Here is a 2582-nt window from a genome sequence, read left to right as displayed (position 1 = left end):
CCAAGGGCAAGAGCTGGCACGAAGCCATAGATTTCTCCATTTTCAAGTGGGCCTAGCTTTTCGACAGCACGCTCAAAAAGAGGCTGTTCATTGTGATCTTTTAGATCAATTTCAGCTTTTGGGCTTTGAGTAGCAAAAAATAGATCTAGTGATTTAGATGCTCCATTTTGAGTATAAAACTCATTGTTAAACATTGGAAAAATCATTCCATAGTTACTTGTTATTTTTAAGCTGTAACCAGAGTTTTTACCCCAAATGCACATCTTACCAAACGCATCTATCGCAATGACAGAAAAAATATCGATGCCTTCATTTTGCATTTTTTCGAACTGAGTTCCTTTCAACCATTCAGTCAAAAGATCTTGATAGTCTGCTGGGTTGACTATCCATAGACGCCCATCTCCCCAACCACAAAAGCCGTACTTCTCCCAATACTCAAGCAGGTTGTCAGGTAAAACGCCTTGGTAGAATCGTAGCTGCTCTGGGGTTGGTAGGATCGACTTTATAGCTGGTCCAAAGCCCTTATAGTGATAAAAATTGTCAAAAAATTTGTTCATTATTTTTTACAAAATAATATGGAAGGCTATCAAGGTCACTCCTCCATCAAGATCACAATAGATTTGTCTTGCTCTTTGGCATCTCGGAAAGTTCGGTAATAAGCATTTCGAACAATCTCATAAGCGTCTGGGTCTAAGTCGCCTTCGTTTTGCTCAACATATTTAACTAGCTGTTTACCATCATAAGAGTTAATATCGAAGTCTAGATTTTCTTCCATGACATCACCTAAATCGGTAATCATTTCTGAAGGAAAAAAGCCAAAAGAACCATTTATCTCGGCATCAGGAGCAATTAGGTGATTGGGAAAGTAGTGAAATGAACACGCCTCAATCAATTGGCTATTACCAGCAACTTTGTCCCACATGGAAATTGCAGGAATAAAGCCACGCATATTTAATTCAACCGTTTGCCAGCGAATTCCATTACTTAAAGTAATATCAATAAGTTGCTGGTATTTTTGCTGACTGCTTCCTGTTAGTGTTTTTGGAAAAACAGCTTCATCAATGAGATACAAATGAATTAGGCCACTCATTTTTTTCCTTACTAAATTAAATTTAAGAGGTTTAACGGTAAATAGATTGATTCACTAGTACATTCCCACCCATGCATGTCACGACCAAGCTTTGCAAGAGTTAAGGCATTCAAACAAATAACACCTTGCCGGATATCTCTATATTCACCCAATTTTGCTTCGTCAGCGTGCCATTGCAAAGCTTTGTCAATGCCAATTTGCCATTGGGATTTATCACTAGTAATTAGTCCTTTAATTGAGCGTAGTAAAGGCACGATAAATTGTTGAACATCTCTGTCTTTTTCTAATTCAGAAACGTTTAGAGCATTAATTAATGCTGCATCATCAACTTTGAATGTGGTACCAATTTGAATAAGTAGGCGGTCATACAAATAGGATGACTCGTTAATAATGTCCTCGCTCTCTAATTTCCAATTAGAGTCAATAAGTTCGGATTTCAACTCTTTCGTGCCGAAAAGTAAAATACAATTCAAAGTTTCCTGTATGCTCCAGCAGTTTTCTGGCTCTTTCCATAAAGCTTCGAATGCTAACTTAAACTTGTACGGCATAGCTTTTTGAAAGTGTACGATGCTCTTATTATTTTCTTCAAGCATATAATACGCATAACCTAAATCAAGGTATTCTTCTGCGACAGTAAATAATGCTTCTTTACGCTGCTCCAATGATAATGTTTTATCATCTATTTGTGCCTTCCTATTTTCAATAATAATAGGTGAGTCAGCAATAAGCTCTTCAAAATCTTCTTCATATTGGTTGATCTTTAACATTGTAATTCCTAAGGTAAAGGTTGAAGTTTTGATGATACAACAGAACCATTCTTTTCAACCGCCTCTATAACTAAACGACGAACAGGCGGAGTTCCACTTTTCATAGCTCTGAGTAAGTCACTTCCGAGTTGGTTTTTAAATTTGTACTTCTTCGATTTTTTCATCTTTTTTGCGTTAGCTCTGAGCCAAAATAGAGACATCTGGGTTTGCATGGTTTTTGTTTTTTTCAGCGTTGCTCCAGGTCCTTTAGCTTCTACAGCGAAATATTCGATAATATTTCCTGTACCATCTCTCTTAACCCAAATCTGGTCAACTCCTGGTCCAGGCCCAAAACCCATCCCCATTTGCGCTGGTGGAGGTGGTTTGGAAAAGTATTTTTCCATATGCATTGCAGCTGCTAACTCACCTTTTCCTTCGGTAATCTTAGCCTTAAAAGCACCGATTTTTCTGGAAGAATCACCATTTCTAATAGCTTGATCCATACGTGATTTGTAGTGAGCCATATAAGCTGAAACATCTTTATAATGTTTCTGAAGTCTCGGATCTGTTAATTTGCTAACTTTAGCCCCCGGCAACTCATTCCCTTTTGGCGGCTCCAATTCATCGGCTTTGGCTTTGGTTGGTTTGTCGGTAACGCCTCGAATTGGTGATTGACCCTGATATTCATCCAGTGCTTTATTAACTCGCTGTCCGATTTCTTGGGCGGCTTGTTGCATATGTTGGTC

3 protein-coding genes and 1 pseudogene are annotated in these 2582 nt (G+C 38.3%); all 4 read right to left on the bottom strand.

Annotation, left to right across the window (positions count from 1 at the left end; translation table 11 throughout):
* Positions 1–557, bottom strand: a 557-nt coding sequence (locus CKO50_RS23340) for a GAD-like domain-containing protein (RefSeq protein WP_095730090.1), incomplete at its 3' end; no start/stop codon positions are given.
* Positions 558–592: 35 nt separating this feature from the next.
* The gene (locus CKO50_RS23335; protein WP_095730089.1) at positions 593–1090 is read right to left on the bottom strand and encodes a hypothetical protein; all 498 of its coding nucleotides are present in this window, start codon (positions 1088–1090) and stop codon (positions 593–595) included.
* Between the two features lie 11 nt (positions 1091–1101).
* A complete protein-coding gene (locus tag CKO50_RS23330) occupies positions 1102–1857 on the bottom strand; it encodes an Imm49 family immunity protein (protein WP_069023620.1) in 756 nt (251 codons plus the stop codon).
* Positions 1858–1865: 8 nt separating this feature from the next.
* Positions 1866–2582: pseudogene (locus CKO50_RS23325) on the bottom strand (hypothetical protein); the annotation flags it as partial.

This window comes from Pseudoalteromonas sp. HM-SA03 (assembly GCF_002289345.1).
GTDB lineage: Bacteria > Pseudomonadota > Gammaproteobacteria > Enterobacterales > Alteromonadaceae > Pseudoalteromonas.
The sequence above is the reverse complement of the archived record's forward strand: the minus strand, read 5'-3'. Positions and strand labels throughout refer to the sequence as shown.